The 17448-nt window shown below is 69.7% G+C and carries 12 protein-coding genes; 4 read left to right on the forward strand and 8 right to left on the reverse strand.

Translation table 11 applies throughout. From position 1 onward, the window contains the following. The first annotated feature begins 49 nt into the window (after positions 1-49). A complete protein-coding gene (locus tag DMH01_RS39940; protein WP_199745803.1) occupies positions 50-1354 on the forward strand; it encodes a wax ester/triacylglycerol synthase family O-acyltransferase in 1305 nt (434 codons plus the stop codon). Positions 1355-1426: 72 nt separating this feature from the next. Here the strand turns inward: DMH01_RS39940 and DMH01_RS39945 are convergent, their stop codons facing one another. Both DMH01_RS39945 and DMH01_RS39950 read right to left on the reverse strand, forming a co-directional pair. Further along, complete coding sequence (locus DMH01_RS39945) at positions 1427-2818, reverse strand: class II 3-deoxy-7-phosphoheptulonate synthase (RefSeq protein WP_199745804.1); 1392 nt, start codon at positions 2816-2818, stop codon at positions 1427-1429. Between the two features lie 78 nt (positions 2819-2896). Continuing rightward, on the reverse strand, positions 2897-3829 hold the full coding sequence (locus DMH01_RS39950; protein WP_125684278.1) for a serine protease: 933 nt from the start codon (positions 3827-3829) through the stop codon (positions 2897-2899). Between the two features lie 134 nt (positions 3830-3963). Here DMH01_RS39950 and DMH01_RS39955 point away from each other — a divergent pair, with 134 nt between their 5' ends. Continuing rightward, a complete protein-coding gene (locus tag DMH01_RS39955; protein WP_125684280.1) occupies positions 3964-4281 on the forward strand; it encodes a hypothetical protein in 318 nt (105 codons plus the stop codon). Here the strand turns inward: DMH01_RS39955 and DMH01_RS39960 are convergent, their stop codons facing one another. The 3 genes from DMH01_RS39960 to gltB form a co-directional block, all read right to left on the reverse strand. Continuing rightward, complete coding sequence (locus DMH01_RS39960) at positions 4282-5676, reverse strand: alpha/beta hydrolase (RefSeq protein ID WP_125684282.1); 1395 nt, start codon at positions 5674-5676, stop codon at positions 4282-4284. It lies immediately after the preceding gene. Between the two features lie 113 nt (positions 5677-5789). Next, the gene (locus DMH01_RS39965) at positions 5790-7298 is read right to left on the reverse strand and encodes a glutamate synthase subunit beta (RefSeq protein ID WP_125684284.1); all 1509 of its coding nucleotides are present in this window, start codon (positions 7296-7298) and stop codon (positions 5790-5792) included. Continuing rightward, positions 7291-11859, reverse strand: coding sequence for a glutamate synthase large subunit (gltB, locus tag DMH01_RS39970; RefSeq protein WP_125684286.1), 4569 nt, complete (start codon positions 11857-11859; stop codon positions 7291-7293). The genes DMH01_RS39965 and gltB overlap by 8 nt, the downstream gene beginning before the upstream one ends. Before the next feature lie 327 nt (positions 11860-12186). Between gltB and DMH01_RS39975 the strand changes: the two genes are divergently transcribed. Together DMH01_RS39975 and DMH01_RS39980 are read left to right on the forward strand one after the other, a co-directional pair. Beyond that, a complete protein-coding gene (locus tag DMH01_RS39975) occupies positions 12187-12972 on the forward strand; it encodes an SDR family oxidoreductase (RefSeq protein ID WP_125684289.1) in 786 nt (261 codons plus the stop codon). A gap of 11 nt (positions 12973-12983) precedes the next feature. After that, positions 12984-14048 carry a diacylglycerol kinase gene (locus DMH01_RS39980; RefSeq protein ID WP_125684291.1) on the forward strand — a complete coding sequence of 355 codons (1065 nt, stop codon included), beginning with the start codon at positions 12984-12986 and terminating at the stop codon, positions 14046-14048. Positions 14049-14051: 3 nt separating this feature from the next. On the opposite strand, the gene lgt is transcribed toward DMH01_RS39980, so the two are convergent. Genes lgt through DMH01_RS39995 form a run of 3 tightly spaced genes read right to left on the reverse strand, consistent with a single transcriptional unit; the run spans position 14052 to position 17424 of the window. Further along, positions 14052-15086 (reverse strand): prolipoprotein diacylglyceryl transferase, encoded by a 1035-nt coding sequence (lgt, locus tag DMH01_RS39985; RefSeq protein WP_199745805.1) that lies wholly within the window; start codon positions 15084-15086, stop codon positions 14052-14054. Positions 15087-15115: 29 nt separating this feature from the next. Next, a complete protein-coding gene (locus DMH01_RS39990) occupies positions 15116-16285 on the reverse strand; it encodes a M20 family metallopeptidase (RefSeq protein ID WP_125684295.1) in 1170 nt (389 codons plus the stop codon). Beyond that, positions 16282-17424: an amidohydrolase family protein gene (locus tag DMH01_RS39995; RefSeq protein WP_125684297.1), complete on the reverse strand. Its 1143-nt coding sequence runs from the start codon at positions 17422-17424 to the stop codon at positions 16282-16284. Before DMH01_RS39995 ends, DMH01_RS39990 begins: the two co-directional genes overlap by 4 nt. Positions 17425-17448: the final 24 nt, after the last annotated feature.

Consider the following 17448-nt stretch of genomic DNA (forward strand, 5'->3'; position numbering starts at 1 on the left):
AGGCTGGTGCAGTTGTGCCCATCGCCCCCGGTTCCGAGAAAGGTCACTGATGTCAGGCCCCCAGCTGAGCGCACTCGATGTCGCTTTCCTTTGCATGGAAAGCGAAACGACGCCCATGCACATGGGCGCGGCGGTCACCTTCCGTCCGCACGGGCAGGTGCACGCGCGTAGGCTGACCGCGCTGCTGGCCGAGCGGGCCGCACGGCTCCCGAAGCTGCGTCAGCGCCCGCGTACCGCGCTGTTCCCGCCCGGTGCCGCCGTCTGGGCCGAGGACCCCGATTTCGTTGCCAGTGAACATATTTCACATCATCACCTGAGCTCCCTGTACGAACCGGACCCGCTCTCCGCCTACGCCTCGCGCTGGATGGGACGGCCGCTCGACACCGGAAAACCCTTGTGGGACTTGCATCTCGTCACCGGCCTGCCGGACGGCGAGTTCGCGTTGCTGCTGAAACTGCACCACGCCCTCACCGACGGGGCGGGCGCGTACGCCATCGCCGTGGGCCTGCTCGACGACCTCCCGCGCGCGCCGAGGCGTCCGCACAGCGGGTCCGTGCCGCCCGCGCCTCGCTCCCCTGTGGACGCTGTCAAGGAGGCCGTCGGCTCGACGCTGGCCCAGGCCGGGATCGCCTCTTCGGTCGTCCGCGCGACCCGTTCGCCGCTGTCACCGATCAGCGCGCCGCCGTCGACCGAACGACGACTCGGCCTCGTCCGGCTGGACACCGCCGAGATCCGGCGGATCCGCCGGGCCCACGGCGGGACCGCCAACGACGTCGTGCTGGCGATCCTCAGCGGCGCGCTGCGCGACTGGATGATCAACCGCGGCCAGCGCGCCGACGACCGGACGCTGCGGGCGCTCATCCCGGTCAGCGTGCGCGGGCGTTCCGCCGAGCAACTCGGCGGGAACAAGCTGTCCGGCTATCTCTGCGAGCTGCCGGTCGGCCTCGACGACCCGGTGGAGCGACTGCTGGCCGTCCAGCGCGAAATGAGCCGGAACAAGGCGGCGGGCCCCGCGCGGGGCCCGGGCGCGTTCCCGCTGCTCGCCGACCGGATGCCGCCGATGCTGCACCGGCTCGGTTCGAAGGCCGCCGGGCTGGCCGCGCCGCTGCTGTTCGACCTCGTGATCACCACGGTGCCGGTGCCGCCCAACCGGCTCACCCTCGACGGGACGAAGGTCGCCGGCGTGTACCCGTTCGTGCCGCTGGCGCCGCGGCAGGCGGTCGGGATCGCGGTGGCGACCTATCGCGACTCGGTCCACATCGGACTTCAGGCGAACGGGGCGGCGGTCTCGGACGTGGGTTCGCTGCGGGACGGAGTGCTCAAGTCGGCCGCGAGGCTGCTGGACACCGCCTAGCGCGTGACATGAAAGGCCCCTTCATTGCAAATTTTGCAATGAAGGGGCCTTTCATGTCAGTCGTGAGAGGCGTCAGCCGCGCAGCATCTCCGCGACCAGGAACGCCAGCTCCAGCGACTGCTGCGTGTTCAGGCGCGGGTCGCACGCGGTCTCGTACCGGCCCGAAAGGTCCAGATCCGAGATCTCCTGCGCGCCGCCGAGGCATTCGGTGACGTCCTCGCCGGTCAGCTCGACATGGATGCCGCCCGGGTACGTGCCGAGCTTGCGGTGCACCTCGAAGAAGCCCTGCACCTCGTCGACGATCCGGTCGAAGTGCCGGGTCTTGTAGCCCGTCGAGGACTCGTGCGTGTTGCCGTGCATCGGGTCGCACTGCCAGATGACCTTGTGCCCGGACGCCTCGACCTTCTCGACGATCGCGGGCAGCACCTCGCGGACCTTGCCGTTGCCCATCCGGGCGATCAGCGTCAGGCGGCCGGGCTCGTTGCGCGGGTCGAGGCGGCGGACGTACTCGACGGCCTGCTCCGGCGTGGTCGTCGGGCCGATCTTGAGGCCGATCGGGTTGGCCAGCAGTTCGGCGAAGGCGATGTGCGCGCCGTCGAGCTGCCTTGTCCGCTCGCCCACCCACAGGAAGTGCGACGACAGGTTGTACAGCTTGGGGTTCGCCGCGTCCGCGCGGTCCATCCGCAGCATGGAGCGCTCGTAGTCCAGCAGCAGCGCCTCGTGGCTGGCGAAGATCTCAGTGGACTGGAGCGAGGAGTCGGTGACGCCGCAGGCCGACATGAACCGCAGGCCGCGGTCGATCTCCGCGGCCAGCGCCTCGTAGCGCTCGCTGGCGGGCGAGGACTTCACGAAGTCCTTGTTCCAGTCGTGCACCTGGTGCAGGTCCGCCATGCCGGCGCCGGTGAGGGCGCGGACGAGGTTCATCGCGGCGCCCGCGTTCGCGTAGGCGCGGATCATCCGGCCGGGGTCGGGCACGCGGAGTTCGGGCTTGGCGACGAGCGAGTTGATGATGTCGCCGCGGTACACCGGCAGGCCGAGCGCGTCGGTGGACGCCGAACGCGGCTTCGCGTACTGGCCGGCGATCCGGCCGACCTTCACCACCGGCAGGCTCGCGCCGTAGGTGAGGACGACGGCCATCTGCAGCAGGGTGCGCAGGTTGGCGCGGATATGCGGTTCGGTGTTCGACTCGAACGTCTCCGCGCAGTCACCGCCCTGGAGCAGGAACGCCTCGCCGCGGGCGACCATCGCGAGCCGGTCGGAAAGACGGTCGATCTCGGCGGGGACGGTGATCGGCGGCACACTCTCCAGCACGCCGCGGACACGCTTCGTCAGCTCGGCGTCCGGCCACTCGGGCTGCTGCGCCGCGGGCCGGGAAAGCGCGTCGTCGAGCCGATCACGCAGCTCGGGAGGCAGAGGAGGCAGTTCGGGGAGCGTGTCGACGGGAACGTCCACTGTCCAGTTCACCGGACCAGGATATGCCGCGCCGAAAGCCGCCCGCCCACCGGGACGAAAGTCCCAAAACGTGGACGGGCGGCGGGCTGATCAGGCGGCCTGGGCCTTGTTGTAGAGGTTCTGCGCGTCCGTGCCGAAGTACGGGCCGAACATGTAACCGGGCAGGAAGGTGTAGCCGAAGCTGTTCACCGAGGCCTGGACGCCCGCGCCGGTCGCCTCGCTGAAGTTGAGGAACCATGGGCCGCCGCTCGAACCACCGGTCATGTCGCAGCTCATCCCGTGGTCCTTGGTGAGCAGGAAGTCGGTGAACGTGCTCCCGCTGCAGTAGATCAGCTTCGAGCCGTCGTACGGTGCGGCCGCCGGGTACCCGAACGTGTACATCGACTGGTTGCGCGCCTGGTTGAACGCGATCCCCTGCGCGCCGACGACGTCAGTCAGCTTCTGCCCGTTGAGCGGGTTGACCACGGCCGCGCCGATGTCGTAGTTCATGTCCTCGCTCGCTTCCCACTGCGGAGTGGTCAGCGTGGTCTTCGCGGCCCAGGTGCCGTAGGGCGTGTTGCCGTTGTTGTAGCCGGGGGCGAAGGTCCAGTTCGTGTGCCAGGCGCCCTGGTACTTCACGCAGTGCCCGGCGGTGATCACGACACTGCCGTTGGCGCTGGTGACCGCGTCACCGGAGCACGACGCGTTCCGCCCGCCCATGGTGAAGAACACCCGGCCCGCGGTCTGGACGACCTTGCCGGCCCCGGTCCACGCGCCGCCACCGTTGGGGATGCTCTGGATGATCGTGCTCTTGCCCTTCGCGACGTCCTTCGGTGTGAAGGCGGGCGCCTGGACCAGCCGTTCGATCGGCACCGCCGACCGCATCCGCTCAGGCGTCCAATAGGCCGCCACCGCCTGCGCGTCGGTCGCTGCCTGATGCTGGACCGGTCCGGCGTGCGCGGGACTCGCGACGGCGGTCAGCGCCGTCACCGCCAGCCCGACGAGCGCCGCCAGGATCCCCGTCCGGGAAGCCGTCCTCTTCATGGCGTACCACCTTTCGCCACCGTGAATCGCCGTATGACTTGCACGACATTTCGAAAGTATTTGTCCTGCTACCGGGCGTACAAGCGGCCGTTCGGCCCAACTACGGCCAAGCCGCGGGCGGGTTAGCCTTGCTCGTGGGGATTTCGGTGGACGGCTTCGCCCGGCTGGGCACGCATCTCGTAGCTCCGATCGCCTGGACGCTCCTGACACCGATCGCGATCGTGGTCGGTGACGGCAATGGCCTCGCTTGGCCGTCTTTTCTGACGCTGGCAGGATCGGCGGTCGTGACTCTCGCCGTGGGATGGGCGATCAAGCGCGGATCCGGCTTCGGGATCTCCCCGTACACATCGCCCGAATCCGCCGCGGTCACCGTGCTGGTGTTCACCCTCGGGCCGGTGATGCTGCTCGGCGGCCTCGGCTGGATCGGTTCGATCGTCTTCCTGTTCTCCTGATCAAGCCGGACAGTGCGCGTCGGCGGCCGGGAGGTCGCCGTCCCGCAGATAGCGCACCACGGCGTCGTTCCCGCAGGCGTTCTCCTTGGTGAAGACGCCGTGCCCGCCGGCGTCCACGGTGACGAACTTCGCCCGCGCGCCCAGCGCCGACCGCAGTTCGCGGGCGCCGACGAGCGGCGTGGCCGGATCGCGAAGGTTCTGCACCAGCAGGATGTTCGACGGGCCGCGGTCGTGGATCCGCACCGGAGGCTCACGGCGCTCGACCGGCCAGAACGCGCAGGGGGTGATGTTGGCGGCTGCCGGGCCGAACATCGGATGCGTCACGCGGGCCCGTTCGACCGCCTTTTGGTAGTAGCGCACGCTTTCCGGCCAGTCGGAGTCGTTGCAGAGCATCTGGAGCTGGAGCGCGGCGTGGTTGTCCGAGTCAAGCGGCCCGCCCTGCGCCTTCGCTGCCGGAGCGGACCATTTCTCGGCGAGACCGGGGAAGTTCGCGTCGTCGTACAGCGCACCCCAGGTATCGCTTCGGATTCCCGGGGTCTTTTCGACCAGCTCGAAGAACTTCGCCGTCACCTCGGCCTGCGTCCGCCCGAGGTGGTAGACGCCGTCCCGCGCCGCCGCCCAAGCCGTGAAGTCGCCGAAGCGGTCGTCGAAGCCGTCCGCGAAGCGCTGGTGCGCCCGGACGTCCAGGCCGTCGGCACCGAGAAGGCTGTCCAGCACGATCCGATCCGTGCGCGCCGGGAACATCGACGCGTAGGCGGCACCGAGATAGCTCCCGTACGAGACGCCGTAGTACGAGATCTTCCGCTCCCCCAGCGCCTCCCGGATGCGGTCCATATCGCGCGCGGTATTGGCGGTGGTCATCTGCGGCAGGAGATCCGCCGTCTTCGACTCGGCACATTGCTTCGCCACCACACGCGACTTCGCCGCCTTCTCGGCGACATCGCGCGGGCCCTCCGCGTACGGGCCGACGAGGATGAACCTCTGCTCCTCGGTGAGGTCACAGGTCACCGGCGTGCTGTAGGTGGTCCCGCGCGGATCGAAACCGATGACGTCGTAACTCTCGAGCAGGCCGGACTGTCCCTGACGCTGAGCGAGTTGCGCGGGCATCGCCAGGCCGGGGCTCCCCGGGCCGCCGGGATTCATGAGCAGCACACCGCGGCGCTTCGGCGAGGTGCTCGCCTTACGGGAGACGGTGAGTTCGATGGTCCGCCCGCCGGGGTCGGCGTAGTCCAGCGGCACCTTGAGTTTCGCGCATTCGAGGCCCGCGGTCGGCGAGGGTGTCATGCCGTAGTCCGGACACGGTGACGTCCACTTCAGTGCCGGGGCCGCTTCGGCGGTCGCTGGGACGGCCATGGTGAGGGGCAGGAAAGCCAGTATCGCCAACGTTTTTCTCATGCGGAGAGCGTGGCGTGACCGGGCGTTCTACCGCGTCGACCCGGAGGTTGATCCCCACCCTCCACCTTGGGCAGGAAGGAACGCGCCGACCACGCTGTCGGCGCGCACCGGACTCAGACCACGGCGAGCGGCAGCGCGGTCGGGTGCACCGGAGCGGGCAGGTCCGAAGCGCCGGTCAGGTAGGCGTCCACCGCGCTCGCCACCGAGCGTCCCTCCGCGATCGCCCACACGACCAGCGAGGCACCGCGGTGCGCGTCGCCGCAGACGAACACGCCGGGCGACTCGGTCTGCCAGTCCGCGCCGCACGAGAGCGTGCCGCGTTTGGTCAGCGACAGGCCGAGCCCGTCCAGCAGCGGCATGTGCTCGACGCCCTCGAACCCGATCGCGAGCAGCACGAGGTCGGCGGGCAGTTCCTCGACCTCGTCGTTGACCGGGGTCACCATGCGCTTGCCGGTCTCCGGGTCCTTGACCACGCGGACCTGACGGAGCTCGACCGCCCGCACGTTGCCCTCGTCGTCGCCGATGAACCGGGTGACCGCGACGGCGAACTTGCGCTCGCCGGCCTCTTCGTGCGCGGGGTAGGTGCGCAGGATGTACGGCCAGGTCGGCCACGGCGACCGCTCGTCGTCCCTTGTGGACGGTGGCGTCGGGTACTGGTCCAGCTGGGTCACCGAAAGCGCGCCCTGACGGGTCGCGGTGCCGTACGAGTCGGCCCCGGTGTCACCGCCGCCGATGATGACCACGTGCTTGCCCGCCGCGTCCACCGCCGACGGGCCGTCACCCTCGACGTACTTGTTGGCCGGGACCAGATGTTCCATCGCCAGGTGGATGCCGGCCAGCTCACGGCCGGGCGTGGTCGTGTCGTCGCGGCCGCGCAGCGCGCCCACGGCGAGGACCACCGCGTCGTAACCGGCCCGCAGTTCTTCGACGGTCAGGTCGACGCCGACCTCGCAGCCGGTGACGAACTTCGTGCCCTCCTTGCGGAGTTGCGCGAGCCGCCGGTCGAGGACCTTCTTCTCCATCTTGAACTCGGGGATGCCGTACCGCAGCAGGCCGCCGAGCCGGTCGTCCCGTTCGTAGACGGTCACTTCGTGGCCGGCGCGCGTCAGCTGCTGCGCGGCGGCTAGCCCGGCGGGGCCGGAACCGACGACCGCGACCCGCTGCCCCGACGACACCGCCGAGATCTGCGGCTGCACGTAGCCCGCTTCCCACGACTGGTCGGCGATCGTCTGCTCGACCCGCTTGATCGCGACCGGGCCGCCGGACAGCGGCGAGACCGACAGGACACAGCCCGCCTCGCACGGCGCGGGGCACAGCTTCCCGGTGAACTCGGGGAAGTTGTTGGTGGCGTGGAGCCGGTCGCTCGCCGCGGCCCAGTCGCCACGGCGCACGAGGTCGTTCCACTCCGGGATCAGGTTGCCCAGCGGGCAGCCGGAACCACTGGAATGACAGAACGGGATACCGCAGTCCATGCACCGCGTGGCCTGTTCGCGCACCTGCTCGTTGCGCTCGGCGGGCGCCACCTCGGCGTACACCTCGCCCCAGGTGGCGAGACGGTCCTCTTTGGACTTCTTCTTCGGCTCTTCGCGTTCGTACTTCAGGAAACCCGTCGGATCAGCCACGAGCGGCCTCCATGATCGCTTCGTCGACGTCGCGGCCGGCGGCACGCGCCGCCTTCGCCGCGTCAAGGACACGCTGGTAGTCGCGGGGCATCACCTTGGTGAACGCCGCCGAGCGACGCGGCCAGTCGCCGAGCAGCGACGCGGCCACGGCCGAACGTGTGAGGTCGTAGTGCTTCTGCACGGTCTTCTTCAGCCAGGCGAGGTCCTCGGAGGACGGGGTCAGCAGGTTGACCATTTCCTCGTTGACCAGCTCGGGATCGAGGTCGAGCACGTAGGCCTCGCCGCCGGACATCCCCGCCGCGAGGTTGCGCCCGGTCGGGCCGAGCACCACGGCCTGCCCGCCGGTCATGTACTCGAAGGCGTGGTCGCCGACGCCCTCGGCGACGACCACGGCGCCGGAGTTGCGCACGCAGAACCGTTCGCCGACCTGGCCGCGCAGGAACATCTCGCCGCCGGTGGCGCCGTACGCGAGCGTGTTTCCCGCGATGGTCTGGCCTTCCGCGGCGAACTTCGCGTCCGGATGCGGGCGCACGATGATCCGCCCGCCCGAAAGACCCTTGCCGACGTAGTCGTTCGCGTCGCCGACCATGTCGAGCGTGATGCCGCGCGGCAGGAACGCGCCGAGCGACTGCCCGGCGGAACCGGTCAGCAGCACGTGGATCGTGTCCTCGGGCAGGCCTTCGCCGCCGTAGCGGCGGGTGATCTCGGAACCGAGCAGCGTGCCGACGGTCCGGTTCACGTTCCGCACCGGCAGTTCGAGCCGCACCGGATGCGCGTCCTCAAGCGCCGCCTCGGCGAGCTGGATCAGTGTCCGGTCGAGCGCGTGCTCCAAGCCGTGATCCTGCGCCCGTGTGCGCCGCTTCGCCCCGCCGTAGGGAGTCTCGGTCGGCATCTCGAAGATCGGCGCGAGGTCGAGACCGGACGCCTTCCAGTGCTCGACCGCCTCGTCGGTGTTCAGCATCTCGGCGTGCCCGATGGCCTCGTCGAGGGTGCGGAAACCGAGCGCCGCCAACGTCTCCCGGACCTCTTCGGCGACGAACCGGAAGTAGTTCACGACATGGTCGGCCTGGCCGGTGTACCGCTTGCGCAGATCCGGGCTCTGGGTCGCGACGCCGACCGGGCAGGTGTCGAGGTGGCAGACGCGCATCATGACGCAGCCTTCGACGATCAGCGGCGCCGTCGCGAAGCCGTACTCCTCCGCGCCGAGCAGCGCGGCGATGACGACGTCCTTGCCGGTCTTCATCGCGCCGTCGACCTGCACGGTGATCCGGTCGCGCAAACCGTTGAGCAGCAACGTCTGCTGCGTTTCGGCGAGCCCGATCTCCCACGGGGTGCCCGCGTGCTTGAGCGAGTTCATCGGAGAGGCGCCGGTGCCGCCGTCGTGGCCGGAGATCAGCACGACGTCGGCGTGTGCCTTGGACACACCGGCCGCGACCGTGCCGACGCCGAGCGAGGACACCAGCTTCACGTGGATGCGGGCGTTCTCGTTGGCGTTCTTGAGGTCGTGGATCAGCTGCGCCAGATCCTCGATCGAGTAGATGTCGTGGTGCGGCGGCGGCGAGATCAATCCGACGCCGGGCGTCGAATGCCGCGTGCGCGCGATCCACGGGTAGACCTTGTTCGGCGGCAGCTGCCCGCCCTCGCCGGGCTTCGCGCCCTGCGCCATCTTGATCTGGATGTCGTCGGCGTTGACCAGGTACTCGCTCGTGACGCCGAACCGGCCGCTCGCGACCTGCTTGATCGCGCTGCGCCGCGCCGGATCGTAGAGCCGCTCGGGGTCTTCCCCGCCCTCACCGGTGTTGGACCGGCCGCCGATGCGGTTCATCGCGATGGCGAGTGTTTCGTGCGCCTCGGCCGAAATCGAGCCGTAGGACATCGCGCCGGTGTTGAAGCGCTTGAAGATCGCCTCGACGGGCTCGACCTCGTCCAGCGGGACGGGCTCGCGCGAGCCCTCGCGGAAGGAGAACAGCCCGCGCAGCGCGCCACCCTGCCGGTACAGGCGGTGCACCTCGTCGGAGTACTTTTTGTACACCTCTTCGCGGCCGGTCTTCGTCGCGTGCTGCAACAGGAAGATGGTCTCCGGGGTGAACAGATGCAGTTCGCCCTCGCGGCGGTACGCGTACTCGCCGCCGGTCTCGAGTCCACGGTGGACCCGGTCGGTCGGGTTGTCCGGGTACGCGCGGCGGTGACGCGTGGCGACCTCTTCGGCGAGCACGCTCAGCCCGACGCCGCCGAGTTTCGACGACGTCCCGGTGAAGTACTCGTCGAGCAGATCCTGGGCCAGGCCGAAGGATTCGAAGACCTGCGCGGCGGTGTACGCGCCGACGGTCGAGATGCCCATCTTCGACATGATCTTCAGGACGCCCTTCACGAGCGCCTTGACGTAGTTGCGGATCGCCTTGGCGGGCTCGATACCGGTGACGGCACCGGTCGAGATCATGTCCTCGATGGTCTCGAAGGCCAGGTACGGGTTCACCGCCGCGGCGCCGTATCCGAGCAGCAGCGCGATGTGGTGGACCTCGCGGGCGTCACCGGTCTCGACGACCAGCGCGACGCGGAGCCTTTCCTTGGTGCGCACCAGATGGTGGTGGACCGCGGAGACCAGCAGCAGCGACGGGATCGGCGCCATGCGGTGATCGGAGTCGCGATCGGACAGCACGAGCGTGCGCGCGCCCGCCTCGATCGCTTCGGATGCCTCGCGCCGGACGCGCTCGATCGCGGACGCCAGCGCGTCGGCGCCACCGTCCACTTCATACAGTCCGGAAAGGACACTGCACGCGAAGCCGGGGAGGTCGCCGTCGTCGTTGATGTGGATCAGCTTGGCGAGCTCGTCGTTGTCGATCACCGGATACGGCAGCTGCACGTGGCGGCAGGAGGCCGGACCGGGGGCGAGCAGGTTCCGCTCGGGTCCCATGATCCGGCTCATCGAGGTGACGAGCTCTTCGCGGATCGCGTCCAGCGGCGGGTTGGTGACCTGCGCGAAGTTCTGCTTGAAGTAGTCGTAGAGCAGCCGCGAACGCTGCGACAGCACGGCGGGCGGGGTGTCGGAACCCATCGAGCCGATCGGCTCGGCGGCCTTGACCGCCATCGGCGCGAGGAGGATCTTCAGCTCTTCGTCGGTGTAGCCGAAGGAAAGCTGGCGCCGCAGCACGGAATCGTGGCTCTGCACGATGTGGTCGCGGTCCGGGAGGTCGGCGATCTGCAGCAGACCGGCGTGCAGCCAGCCCTCGTACGGGAGCTGCTTAGCCAGCTCCGACTTGACCTCTTCGTCGTCGACGATCCGGCCCGCTTCGGTGTCCACCAGGAACATGCGGCCGGGCTTGAGGCGGCCCTTGGCCACGACGTCCGCGGGGGCGACGTCGAGGACGCCCGCCTCGCTGGCCAGCACGACACGGTCGTCCGCGGTACGCCACCATCGGGCGGGGCGCAGGCCGTTGCGGTCCAGTACCGCGCCGACGAGGGTGCCGTCGGTGAAGGTGACGCAGGCCGGGCCGTCCCACGGCTCCATGAGGCTGGCGTGGAACTGGTAGAACGCACGACGCTGTGCGTTCATCCCGGTGTGGTTCTCCCACGCTTCGGGGATCATCATCAGCACCGCGTGCGGCAGCGACCGGCCGCCGAGGTGCAGCAGCTCCAGCACCTCGTCGAAGGAGGCGGAGTCCGACGCGTCGGCCGAGCAGATCGGGTACAGGCGGGTCAGGTCGCCGGGGATGAGGTCCGATTCGAGCAGCGCCTCACGGGCGCGCATGCGGTTGCGGTTGCCCCGGATGGTGTTGATCTCGCCGTTGTGCGCGACGAACCGGAACGGATGCGCCAGCGGCCACGACGGGAAGGTGTTGGTGGAGAACCGGGAGTGCACGAGCGCGATGGCGCTGGTGAGCCGGGTGTCGGTCAGGTCGGCGAAGAAGAGCGGAAGCTGCTCGGGGGTCAGCATTCCCTTGTAGACGATGGTCCGCGAGGACAGCGACGGGAAGTAGGTGCCGCAGCCCGCGGTCACGCTCTCGTTCTCGACGCGTTTGCGGAGACAGAAGGCCAGGCGGTCCAGCTCGAGCCCGGAGGGACATCGCCCGTCGGCCTCGGCGCCCGCGACGAACAGCATCGCGAAATGCGGCATCACCGAACGCGCCGTCGGACCGATGTCGGCGCGGTCGGCGTCGACCGGGACCTCACGCCAGCCGAGGACGTCGAGGCCCTCTTCACCGGCGATCCGCTCGATCAGGGCGATGGCCTTGGTCCGCTCCTCGATGTCCGAGGGCAGGAAACCGATCCCGGTCGCGTAGGTCTGGTGACCGTCGGCGTCCGCCTCGGGCAGGATGAAGTCCACTTCGGCCCGCAGCAGCTCGTCCGGGAGCTGCAGCAGGATGCCCGCGCCGTCACCACTGGTCGGCTCCGCGCCGGCGGCGCCCCGGTGGTCGAGGTTGGTCAGCGCGGACAGGCCGTCGGTGACGATGCCGTGCGAACGCCGCCCGCGGACGTCGGCCACCATGGCCACACCGCAGGAGTCCTGTTCGGATTCGGGATCGTAGAGACCCTGTTTGCCTGGAATGGCGGAGAAGATCATGAAGGGACCTCCTTCGTCGTCTGTGCTCAGCGGCCGGACGGGGCCGGCCGGGGGAATGCGCACGGGACGACGATGGCCCGTTCGTTAGCGCGACTTTAACACCTGTGAAACACGTCGGCATCAGTTCGGCGGGCGGGAAAGCCCGCCGATGGGTAACGATATGGACGCCCGGAACGACACAGTTCCTGATGAGGTCACAGTAGTTCGTTCCGCTAAGTATATGTCCCGTTCCGGGATGTCACGAGACGCGGTGAGGCGACCCTAGTCACTCCCGGCGGCTTCCGCACGCCAAAGCCGAATTAACTAGAACGTGTTACAGTTCCGCGCATGATCCTGGACCGTTTCCGGCTCACCGACCAGGTCGCCGTGGTCACCGGCGCCGGACGCGGGATCGGCGCGGCGACGGCCGTGGCCCTCGCCGAGGCCGGTGCCGACGTGGTGATCTCGTCCCGCACCGAAACCCAGCTCGACGAAGTGGCGGCCCTGGTCGCCACCACCGGCCGGCGCGCGCACGTGGTGCCCGCCGACCTGAGCGACCCGGCCGCCGCGGGCGAGCTGGCGCGGATCGCGACGGCGGAGTTCGGGCGGCTGGACCTGGTGGTCAACAACGTCGGCGGCACCTATCCCCGGCCACTGCTCGAAACCACCACCGGCTTCCTCGAAGAAGCCTTTCGCTTCAACGTCTCCACCGCGCACGCGCTGACCGCCGCGGCGGCACCGTCCTTACTGGAGACGGGCGGATCGGTCGTCAACATCTCCTCGGTCATGGGGCGCGTGACCGGCCGTGGCTTCGCCGCGTACGGGACGGCGAAGGCCGCGCTGGCGCACTACACCCGGCTCGCGGCGGCCGATCTAGCGCCGAAGGTGCGGGTGAACGCGATCTCGGTCGGCTCGGTCGCGACGTCCGCGCTCGAAGTGGTGGTGGGCAACGACGAGCTGCGCGGCCGCATGGAGGCCGCCACTCCCCTGCGCCGGATCGGCGAGGCCGAGGACATCGCGGCCACCGTCGTGTTCCTGGCGTCGGGCGCGGGCCGGTACGTCACCGGCAAGATCATCGAAGTCGACGGTGGATTGCAGGCCCCGAACCTGGAGCTGGGCCTGCCCGATCTGTAGGAGGCGACGCCGTGCGCGTGGTCCAGTGGAGTACCGGGAACGTCGGCCGCCACGCGCTGGCGGGAATCGCCGCGCGGCCCGATCTCGAACTCGCCGGGGTCTGGGTCTCGAGCGAGGCCAAGGCGGGCGTGGACGCCGGGGAGCTGGCCGGGCTCGGGCGTCCGCTCGGGGTCGCCGCGACGACCGACGCGGACGCCCTCATCGCGCTGAAGCCGGATTGCGTGCTCTACACGGCGATGGCCGACGACCGGCTGCCCGAGGCCGTCGAAGACCTGAAACGCTTTCTGCGCGCGGGGATCAACGTGGTGTCCAGCAGTCCCGTGTTCCTCCAGTACCCCGAAGGTGTCGTCCCGCCGGAAATGATCGAGCCGATCCGGGAGGCCGCCCGCGAAGGCGGCGCTTCGCTGTGGGTCAACGGTGTCGACCCCGGCTTCGCCAACGACTGGCTGCCGCTCGTGCTCACCGGCGTGTGCGAACGGATCGATGAGGTGCGCTGCCTGGAGATCCTCGACTACTCGACGTACGACAACGGCAAGGTCTTGTTCGACATCATGGGCTTCGGCCGGGAGATGGACGATCTACCGCTGTTGCTGCAGCCCGGCGTGCTGTCGCTGGCCTGGGGCAGCGTCGTGCGGCAACTCGCGGCGGGGCTGGACGTCGAACTCGATGCCGTCGAGGAGGTCTACGAACGGCTTCCGGCTCCCGAGACGTTCGAGATCGCGTCGGGGACCATCAAAGAAGGCACGGCGGCGGCGCTGCGGTTCGAGGTGCGCGGCATGCGCGGCGGGCGGGCGGTGTGCGTGCTGGAGCACATCACGCGCCTGCGCGGCGACCTCGGGCCGGACTGGCCGCAGCCGACCGGGCAGGGCTGCTACCGCGTCCAGGTGACCGGGGAGCCGAACTACGTGCTGGACCTGCGCCTGGTCGGTACCGACGGCGACCACAACACGGCCGGGCTGAAGGCGACCGCGATGCGGCTGGTGAACGCGATCCCGGCGGTGGTGGCGGCTCCGCCCGGGCTGCTGACGGCGCTGGACCTGCCCTTGGTGACGGGGCGGGGCCTGGTCTCCCCCTGAGCGCTACTTCTCGGGGTCCGGCTTCGGGTCCTCGGTCGCCTTGTCCGCGGCCGAGTCCCGGACGGTGTCCGGCGCCGCCGCGACGTCCGCGTGCGTCTCCTCAGTGGAAGGCTCGGCGGGAGAGGCGTCGTCCTCCCGCGGCACGTCCTTGCTCCACAACGTTTCCGGCGCTTCCCGCGGCCCCCGTTTGGCGGCGAGGACGAAGTACACGATCGCCGCGACGAACAGCAGGATCGAGGTCCACACGTTGACCCGCAGGCCGAGGATGTGGTTCGCGGTGTCGGTCCGCATCATCTCTATCCAGAACCGGCCCGCGGTGTACCCGGCGACGTACAGCGCGAACACGCGGCCGTGGCCGAGGCGGAACTTCTTGTCCGCCCAGATGATCAGCAGCGCGACACCGAGGTTCCAGATCAGCTCGTAGAGGAACGTCGGGTGCACCGGGCTGTCCGGCAGCGGGACATGCCCGAGCGCGACGCCGTTCAGGAAGTCGTCCGGGTTGGTCGGGTTGTAGCGCTGGTAGATCTCCAGGCCCCACGGCAGGTCGGTGTGCGCGCCGTAGAGCTCCTGGTTGAAGTAGTTGCCGAGGCGCCCGATGGCCTGCGCGATCACGATGCCCGGCGCGAGCGCGTCGGCCATCGCGGGCAGCGGGATTCCCCGGCGGCGGCAGGCGATCAGCGCGCCGACGGCGCCGAGCGCGATCGCGCCCCAGATCCCGAGGCCGCCGTCCCAGATCTTCAGCGCGTTGAGCGGGTTCTTGCCCTCGCCGAAGTACAGCTGGTTGTCGGTGATGACGTGGTACAACCGCCCGCCGACCAGGCCGAACGGCACCGCGAAGACGGCGACGTCGATGACCGTGCCCTTCGTGCCGCCGCGGTTCACCCAGCGCCGCTCGCCCAGCCAGATCGCCACGATGATGCCGGCGATGATGCAGAGCGCGTAGGCCCGGATCGGGACCGGCCCGATATGCCAGACGCCCTGGTCGGGACTGGGGATGGTCGCGAGGAACGCTGCCGAGGCGGTATTCACGTCGGCCACCGTAGCGCTTCATCCACTTCTTGGGGGCGTCAGCCCTCGACGGCGGCCAAATAGCCCGCGATCAGCGCGGACGCGACGTGCCCGATGGCGGCGTCGGGCGGCAGGAACACCTCGTCGTGGAGGCTGGGCGCGCCCGCGGTGTCGCCGAGGCCGACGAACATCATCAGCCCGCGGGTCATCCCGCAGTAGTGCGCGAAGTCGTCGGCGCCGAACGACCGGAAATCGGTGTCCACGCCTGCCCCGGTCCGGATGAGCCGCCGGTGCGCGCGCTGGGTGAGCCCGGCGTCGTTGTGCAGCACCGGTTCGCACGGGCTGATCGCCAGTTCCGCCCGGCAGCCGTGTGCCTGCGCGGTGCCGTGGACGATTTCGGCGAGCCCCTCCAGGGCGAGGTCGCGGTCTTCGGCGCGCATCAGCCGCAGTGAGCCCGACAGGTGGGCCTCGTTCGGCACGACGTTCGCCGTCGTCCCGGCTTCGATCCGCCCGACCGAGCAGACCGCGCCGAACACCGGATCCACCCGGCGGCTCGCGAGCTGCTGCAGGCTCACCACCATCTGGCTGAGCGCGAGGACCGGGTCCCGCAGCAGATGCGGGTAGCCGGCGTGCCCGCCCTGACCGCGGACGACGACGTCGAATTCGTCTGTGGAGGCGTTGACCGGCCCCGGCACCGCCGAAACCACCCCCGCCGCGAGCCTGGGCTGCACATGAGCGCCGATGACCGACTCGACGCCGTACTCGGTGAGCACGCCGGAGTCGACGATGTCCAGCGCGCCGGACGGCGACGTCTCCTCACGCGGCTGCAGGAGCGCGAGGAGCGGCCGGGGCACCCCGACGACGGCGGCGGCGCGGCAGGTGGCGACGAGCGCGGCCATGTGGACGTCGTGCCCGCACGCGTGCATCAGCGGCGTCTCCGAGGCCCACGGGACCCCGGTGCGTTCGGTGACCGGCAGCGCGTCCAGTTCGGTGCGCAGCGCCACGGCCGGCCCCGGCGCGGTTCCCGGGAGCAGCACGGCGCGCCCGGTCTTGGCGACCCGGACCCCTTCGTCGATGCCCAGTGCTTCGACGACGACCCGCGCGGTGTCCTCCTCGTCCCCCGACGCGCGCGGATCGGCGTGCACCCGGTGCCGCAGTGCGATCGCGGACGGCAGTTCCGCCTCGACGGCGGCCTCCCATCGGTCCTGCAGTTCGTCCAGTTCCGTCATGTCCCCTCCAGCCCGTACACCCGTTCGGCGTTGCGGTGCCCCACCAGCGCCGCTATCCGATGCGCGTCCACTTCGGACAGTACGTCCGAAGTGAGCCCCGCGTACAGGAAGTCGGACAGTCCTTGCCGGAACAGCGCCGTACCGAGGTGGTACAGCTCGGCCAGCCCGAACGCGTCCGTGGAGAACAGCAGCTTCCCGAACGGCACGATCTCCATTGTCTCCGCGATGATCGCGGCCGCACGATGACCGGCGTTGTGCGTCGCGAGTCCCACGTCGATGAACACGTGCTCGAAGACCTGCGCCAGATACGCGGCGTTCCGGTGGAAGGGATAGTTGTGCAGCAGCATGATCGGCACCCCGTGCGAGCGGGTGGCCCGCAGCAGCCCGGTGAGCAGCAGCGGATCGCAGCGGTGCAGGTCGACGTCGGAATCGCCGAAGCCGACGTGGAACTGGATCGGCAGGGCCAGATCGATCCCGGTCCAGATCAGGAACCGGTGCAGCACCTCGTCCGCGAGCCGGACCGGTTCGCCCGCCTCGATCCGCGCGAGCCAGCGGCCCGCCGCTTCGGTGACTTCGGTGTCCGCCGGCCGCTCCCCCGCCAGGTCGAGGCCGACGCGGTAGGCGGCGATGGACTTGAATCCGACCGCGGTCGTGGCGCGTCTCGCCAGTTCCGTGGCGAAATCCGCCGCGAATCCGGCCGCGGTGGTGGAGCCGATCACCGTTTCGGCGACCTGTTCGAGCCGGACGATGTCCCGCGCGCGGGCGCCGGACAGGGCCGCGAACTGCTCGGTCGTGGTCAGCGTGTCCGGCTGGAAGCCGCCGTCGAGCAGGAATTCGGTCGTGCCGGTGGCGCGCAGGAACCGCGCGTTGACCTCGGTGGCGCCCAGTTCGGCGCGGCGGGCCAGGTAGACCTCGGCCGGGACGTGCGGCGGCAGGTCGAGCACCGGGGCGCAGCGGGCCCGGACCGCGAGCCCGATCAGCGAGTCGAACAGGGTCGTGCCCAGTGACGAGACGGTGTCGGCCTCGGTGAGCAGCTGTTCGAACTCGATCCGGCCCAGATCACCGGTGACGACGCCGTGGCAGTGGTGATCCACCAGCCTAGTCCTGGCGACGAACGGCAGGATCGGGGTTCCCGGCATGAGCGCGTCCCTTCTCGTGATCGA

The sequence above is a fragment of the Amycolatopsis sp. WAC 04182 genome (assembly GCF_003947465.1).
Taxonomy (GTDB): domain Bacteria; phylum Actinomycetota; class Actinomycetes; order Mycobacteriales; family Pseudonocardiaceae; genus Amycolatopsis.

Bases quoted from the DNA above. Each gene is read 5' to 3' on its own strand.
- DMH01_RS39990 (WP_125684295.1), bottom strand. From the start codon at position 16,285: ATGACGGAACTGGACGAACTGCAGGACCGATGGGAGGCCGCCGTCGAG.
- gltB (WP_125684286.1), bottom strand. From the start codon at position 11,859: ATGATCTTCTCCGCCATTCCAGGCAAACAGGGTCTCTACGATCCCGAA.
- DMH01_RS39940 (WP_199745803.1), top strand. From the start codon at position 50: ATGTCAGGCCCCCAGCTGAGCGCACTCGATGTCGCTTTCCTTTGCATG.
- DMH01_RS39995 (WP_125684297.1), bottom strand. From the start codon at position 17,424: ATGCCGGGAACCCCGATCCTGCCGTTCGTCGCCAGGACTAGGCTGGTG.
- DMH01_RS39950 (WP_125684278.1), bottom strand. From the start codon at position 3,829: ATGAAGAGGACGGCTTCCCGGACGGGGATCCTGGCGGCGCTCGTCGGG.
- DMH01_RS39975 (WP_125684289.1), top strand. From the start codon at position 12,187: ATGATCCTGGACCGTTTCCGGCTCACCGACCAGGTCGCCGTGGTCACC.
- DMH01_RS39960 (WP_125684282.1), bottom strand. From the start codon at position 5,676: ATGAGAAAAACGTTGGCGATACTGGCTTTCCTGCCCCTCACCATGGCC.